This window comes from Clostridium sp., assembly GCF_051278035.1.
Taxonomy (GTDB): Bacteria; Bacillota; Clostridia; order Clostridiales; family Clostridiaceae; genus Clostridium_AD.
The window spans coordinates 1-6,336 of the sequence record NZ_JBNMNU010000217.1 but is presented as its reverse complement, the minus strand read 5'-3'; the positions used below and the strand labels follow the sequence as shown (position 1 = coordinate 6,336).

The window sequence follows — 6,336 nt, the reverse complement described above, 5'->3', positions numbered from 1 at the left end:
TCAACTGAATCTGGGGATTGTCTTACAACGTCTCCTATTGTCATATCCTTAGTTACTTTCATATTATCTACCTCGCTTTTTTAAATTTAAAATAATTGTACCATAATTAACTACTATTTAAAATATTTATTTAGTAATTAATTCTCATTCTCATTATAGTATATTTGATTCAAATTTACAAGTCCACTTATTAATTTTTAATACGCACTTGTAGACTTAAATTTATATACCTCATAATATTTATAATCCCCTATGTTGAAACAAACATACATAATACACAGGAATCCTTGTTAAATCTCTAGCTATTATATTTCCGCTACTACCATCGTTTGATCTCTTTTAGGTCCTACTGATACTATAGAAATTTTAGTTCCTGTAAACTCTGCTATTCTCTTCAAGTATATTTTTGCGTTTTCAGGAAGTTCTTCATAACTTCTTGCATCCGCTATACTCGCGTCCCATCCATCAAACTCTTCATATACTGGAACGCAACAAGCCAAATCCTCTAAACTCGCTGGGAAATAATCTATAATGCTTCCTTCAAATTTATATCCTACACATATTTTGATTTTTGCGAGTCCTGCTAAAGTATCTATTTTGGTTACAGCAAAGCTAGTAAGACCAGAAATTCTTGCTGATGTCTTTAATATAACAAGGTCAAGCCATCCGCATCTTCTTGCTCTACCTGTTGTTACACCAAATTCAAATCCTTTTTCGCGAATCCATTCTCCTACTTCATCATCAAGTTCTGTTGGAAATGGTCCTTTTCCTACTCTTGTAGTATATGCTTTGGCTATTCCTACAGCATTTGTTATCATAGTAGGGCCTATTCCTGTTCCAGTACAAACTCCTCCTGCAATAGTGTTAGATGAGGTTACAAAAGGATACGAACCATAATCTATATCAAGAAGAGTGCCTTGTGCTCCTTCAAATAAAACATTTTTACCAGATTTTATTGCATCATAAATTTTAACTGATATATCTTTTACAAAAGGTCTCATTCTTTCTGCATACTCTAAGTATTCCGCATATATTTTATCAAAATCAAGTGCTTCCCCACCCAAAACTTTTGTTATTATATCATTTTTCATTGATAAACTAGTTTTAAGTTTTTCTTTAAAGACATCTTTTTTAAGTAAGTCACATACTCTGATTCCACTTCTTTCAAACTTATCAGTGTAACATGGGCCTATACCTTTTTTTGTAGTTCCTATATCATTTTTACCTCTTGCTATTTCGTATAAATTATCTAACTCTCTATGATATGGCATTATAACCTGCGATCTATCACTAATAATTAATCTTTCTGGGTTTATGTTTTCACCTAGCTCTTTTAAGTAATCAATTTCTTCAAATAATGATTTTGGATCTATAACAACTCCATTACCTATTACATTTAATTTTTCTTTATATAATATTCCTGACGGTATTAAGTGCAGCTTATATTCCTTTTCTCCTACTACTACAGTATGACCTGCATTGTTTCCACCTTGGGATCTGACAACTAAGTCAGCTCCTTCAGCAAGATAATCTGTCATCTTACCTTTACCTTCATCGCCCCATTGGGCTCCTAAAACAATAAATGCTGACATATAAATTCCTCGCTTTCAATTAATTTTGCAATAAAATCTATTCACTATTAAAGTTAGAAATTTAATTGCATCTTAGGTTTACTTTCTTTTTAAATTATACGCGTTAACTGTTTAAATAACCAATTACAAGTTAAATAGTCATTTTCAATGTCGTTAAATCTTTTTAGTCTGACATCTCTGCTATGTTTCTTGCTACTACTACACCGGTTGTAGAAGCTTGCATTAGTCCTCTGGTTATTCCCGCGCCATCTCCTATGGTGTACAAATTACTGATAGATGTTTCAAACTTATCGTTTGTACTAATCTTACTAGAATAAAACTTAACTTCCACTCCATATAGTAATGTGTTCTTACTATAAAGTCCAGGTGCTATCTTGTCAAAAGCCTTTAAAGCTTCCACTATGGAGGTTAAATGCCTTTGTGGCAATACAAAACTTAAATCACCTGGAACCGCTGATTTAAGAGTAGGTACAGTAGTCGACTTCGCTAATCTATTATGATCTGTTCTGCTTCCCTTTAGTAGGTCTCCCAGTCTTTGAACCATTATGCCTCCACCAGTTAACATGTTACCTAGTTTAGCTATATATTTACCATAATCAATAGGTTGATTAAAAGGCTCCGTAAATGTAGTAGATACAAGCATTGCAAAGTTTGTATTAGTTGTTCTAAGTTTTTGATCTGAGTAACTGTGACCATTTACAACTGCAAGCTTATTGTCATCATAATATTCAGCTGAAACTACTCCACCTGGGTTCATACAGAAGGTTCTAACCTTACTGTCAAAGGTATCAGAATAATATACTAATTTTGCTTCGTATAGATCCTTTGTTAGATGGTCCATAACAGAATTAGGCACTTCCACTCGAAGTCCAATGTCTACCGCATTGTTAGTAACCACAATATTATGTTTTTTAGCCTCATTTGAAATCCATTCTGCTCCACCTCTACCCGGCGCTGCTACAACGTAATTTGCATTAACCTGAGCCACGCCTTCACTGCTTCTTAATAAGACTCCAGTAGCTTTATTATCTTCAACTAATATTTCTTCTACTTCACTAAGTTCAATAAACTCTGTATTTGTATTATCCATTAAATGATGGTACATAGATTTTAAAACTTCATAGGCAAGCTCTGTTCCTAAATGTCTTACAGGACATTCAATAAGACGAATGTTATGTTTGCTTGCTTCATATTTAATTTCTTCAACTTTATCATTATTCAGTCCATATACCTTTTCATTTGCTCCAAATTTTATATATATATCATCACAATATTCAATCAATTTTTTTGATTCATCTTCAGAAAAATATTCGAGAAGTCTTCCACCCACTTCAGGGCTTAGAGATAGCTTACCATCTGAAAAAGCACCCGCACCCGACCACCCAAATGTTATTCCACAGGGATTACACTTAACACATTTACCATTATCTCTAGCTGGACATTTTCTTTTCTCTATACTTCTTCCTTTATCAACTATAAGCACACTAAGTTCAGGTTTTTTATTAGAAATTTCTAGTGCCGTAAATATACCCGCAGGCCCGGCTCCTACAATAACTACATCGTAAAAATTTTTCATTTCACTGTTCCTCCTGTCTTCTTCGACTTAAAATAAATGTTATCCATGTTTTTATGCCTACTTAATAATATCAGAGCAGTTTAACTCAGTCAATACAAAATGCGAATATTAGTTAAATATTTGTATTAATAGTTCGTATATCTTCCGTAAAAATACACTTACTCATTTTAAATGAATAAGTGTATTTTTTATATTAGGTCATTTTACTTTTAATGATAATGATATATTTAATTTAAAATATTACTCATCCCACAGATTCTCTGTCAATTTCTCTATTTCTTTTTTTCGTTTCAAAGTTTCATATGTATTTATAGTTATGCACTCTGAGATATCTATAACCATTCCTTCCTCTACTGCTATTGGTAATTTTGCTTTACTTATATTAATCATTTTTCCATCTTTTAGTTCTACTACTGCATATTCTTCTTCAAACCTATCTATTATACCTATCATTTTAATCACCTTTTTAAAAGATTTTATTATATTTATTAATAAAACTCTTATAAATACTTATGTTGTCTAGCGAAAATATTCTTTCTGAAAATTTCCCCTCTTCTGTTTCCCTTAAAGCCTTATTCATGTCATACATTCTAGCATCCATTATATCTAAATGATGTAACATTTCCGCTTCTGGTATCATAGGCTTTTTAGGACTTCCATATTCCGCCTCATAATGATGAGATAATATCATATGTTGAAGTAACACAGCCACTTCCTTACTTGCTTTAACTTCAAGGCTTGCAGTCTCTATCATTTTAATCCCTTGGACAATATGACCTATTAGTTGCCCTTCCACTGTATAGGTGCTCACAATTCCAAGTTCACTGGCATCCATCTCGTATATTTTACCAATATCGTGAAGTATTATACCTGCATACAATAAATCCGTATTTAGAAAGGTGTATATTTCACTTAATTTTTCTCCTGCCTTAAGCATAGTTGTTGTGTGATATAAAAGACCTGATTTTACTGCATGATGGTTAGACTTCGCCGCTGGATAATACATTAACTTTTCTTCATTATCACTTAAAATGTTTGTAACTATATTTTGAATATCTATATTATTAATTTTAGATAAGTAGTTTAAAATATCATCATACATATTTTCTGGTGAATATGGAGCAACTGCTACATAATCCCCAATTTTAACTTCATCTTTTTCTTCCACAAGTCTTATGGATTCAATTTTTAATTGAAGTTTTCCCCTCCACTCATTTACACTACCTTTAATTTTTACTAAGGTATTTTGTTTAAACTTATTTTCTAACTCATCATTACACTCCCAAAGTTTTGCATTAATATCACCTGTGACATCCCCTAAATTAAAATCTAAATATTTATTGGAATTACTATTGTTGGGCACCTTACTATCTACAGATTTTATAATATAAAAACCTTCAACTCTGTCACCTTTTTTTATTTCACTTATTTTTTTCATTCCCATATTTATCTCCTTATATTATCTTAACCTTATTATATGTATATATATAATACACCTATAGTACCATATCCATACTACCTTATGTAGGTCCATATCAGGTGACTAATATACATGTTTTATTTTAAAAAAACATTCAGACTAAGAATAGCCTGAACCATTGCATTTTAGTTATACTAAATCAATTTCAATTCCAGCTGTAAATATATAAAAAGTTAATGGTAATTCTACTTAATATCTATACATATTTTTGTTTAGATGTAATCCATCTATATCCGTAAATGAATTAGTAGCAATCAAAATAATATCAATTATTGTCCATAATCCAAAGCCACCAAAGGTTAATAACATTAAAACTCCTGTACCTGTTTTCCCCACATAAAATCTGTGGATGCCAACGGGTCCAAGAAAAATTGATAGTAATAATGCAACTAGCCAATTCTTTTCACTTATATTCCTTACACCTGCGTTTTCCGAATTAATTAATAAATTAATTCCACAGGTCTTACAAAAATTTGATGTATCATCATTTTGGGACCCACAAATTGGACAGAACATTAAATCACCCATTTCCTATTATTTTATTCCAATAACATTTTATCATATGCATAAAAAATTTGATATATATTGAATTTATATGTTAAAAAAAATGGAGTGGCCTTTTAGTCACTCCATTCTATAAAGACATATCTTTAACACAATTAAGCTTTTTCATATACTCACTTTCAACAGAATCTATATCCTTTTCTTGTTGTTCTCTCTTTAATTTTTTAACAACATCTGTATCATTAATTTTTAAAATTGAATTTGGCCTAGCACTTCTAAAAAGATCTCCAACTATATTACCTATATATTCTTTAACTTCAGGGTTATCTAAAATATTTGCAATATCTACTGTATCTAGTTGTTTAACTTTATTTCCGTAATCCCTGTAAAACCTTAGTGCCTGCTTTATAAGTTTAGAATTATTAATACCCTTCTTCTCCATATTACTCACATAAGTAATTAAGTCTTTATCTGTTTCCTCTCCTAAGTTTGATGATACAGTTTTACGGAGTGCCCCCATAATTAATATCCTACTTCTGTAGTTGCAGCAACTTCTTTGTTTCCATCTAAGAATTCTATTACTAACAGTTCTTTATATCTTTCAGCAAATAGTATAGCATTAGCACATTGAGGATTTTTATTATCTATTAGCTTTGGCTCTGTTCGTATAAATTCATTTTGTAAGTATTCTAGTAGTATCTCAGCGGGCCCTCCTATTATTCTAATATCTTTACAAATATTAGGTTTAAAGGAACTGTTAATCGAACTTATTGATTTCTCTACATAAGGTCTTAACACTAGGTCCTTAATCTCTTGTAATACGGATGGTTCTCCAAACGGTAGTTCATTATCTTCTAAATATTCAATAGCATCTGATATATCATAATTACCGTCAGAACCTTCGGCAGAGTTAATTTTAGTAAGTATAGCTTCTATTGTGGGCTGGAAACCGTGTTGAGCAAAACTACTCGCCTTAGTCATTCCAAGTACCTTGTTACCAAATTCATCTTTTTCATATTTCCAATGAGATACATCTAATGTGCCACCACCAAAATCAAGTAGAAGCATTGGATAACTAAAGGTTTCCATAGTTTCAGCACTAAGTGTACCCCCTTGTTTAAATACTTGTACATCTAAAATTTCTATATCATATGTTTTACTATTTAATGTTATAGATTGTTTTT

At 31.3% G+C, this 6,336-nt stretch carries 7 protein-coding genes; all 7 read right to left on the bottom strand.

Annotated features, from left to right (window positions below; genetic code table 11):
- Positions 1-305 precede the first annotated feature (305 nt).
- Complete coding sequence (locus ACJAX4_RS21245; RefSeq protein ID WP_435791435.1) at positions 306-1,592, bottom strand: adenylosuccinate synthase; 1,287 nt, start codon at positions 1,590-1,592, stop codon at positions 306-308.
- Between the two features lie 163 nt (positions 1,593-1,755).
- Positions 1,756-3,168 (bottom strand): NAD(P)/FAD-dependent oxidoreductase, encoded by a 1,413-nt coding sequence (locus ACJAX4_RS21240; RefSeq protein WP_435791434.1) that lies wholly within the window; start codon positions 3,166-3,168, stop codon positions 1,756-1,758.
- Positions 3,169-3,408: 240 nt separating this feature from the next.
- On the bottom strand, positions 3,409-3,621 hold the full coding sequence (locus ACJAX4_RS21235) for a DUF3006 domain-containing protein (RefSeq protein ID WP_435791433.1): 213 nt from the start codon (positions 3,619-3,621) through the stop codon (positions 3,409-3,411).
- A 13-nt stretch (positions 3,622-3,634) separates the two neighbouring features.
- Positions 3,635-4,612: a 3'-5' exoribonuclease YhaM family protein gene (locus ACJAX4_RS21230; protein WP_435791432.1), complete on the bottom strand. Its 978-nt coding sequence runs from the start codon at positions 4,610-4,612 to the stop codon at positions 3,635-3,637.
- A 225-nt stretch (positions 4,613-4,837) separates the two neighbouring features.
- Positions 4,838-5,164: an NINE protein gene (locus tag ACJAX4_RS21225; protein ID WP_435791431.1), complete on the bottom strand. Its 327-nt coding sequence runs from the start codon at positions 5,162-5,164 to the stop codon at positions 4,838-4,840.
- A 118-nt stretch (positions 5,165-5,282) separates the two neighbouring features.
- Positions 5,283-5,672, bottom strand: a complete 390-nt coding sequence (locus ACJAX4_RS21220; RefSeq protein ID WP_435791430.1) for a hypothetical protein — start codon at positions 5,670-5,672, stop codon at positions 5,283-5,285.
- Positions 5,673-5,674: 2 nt separating this feature from the next.
- Positions 5,675-6,336: hypothetical protein (locus tag ACJAX4_RS21215; protein WP_435791429.1), on the bottom strand; the 662-nt coding region annotated here is incomplete at its 5' end.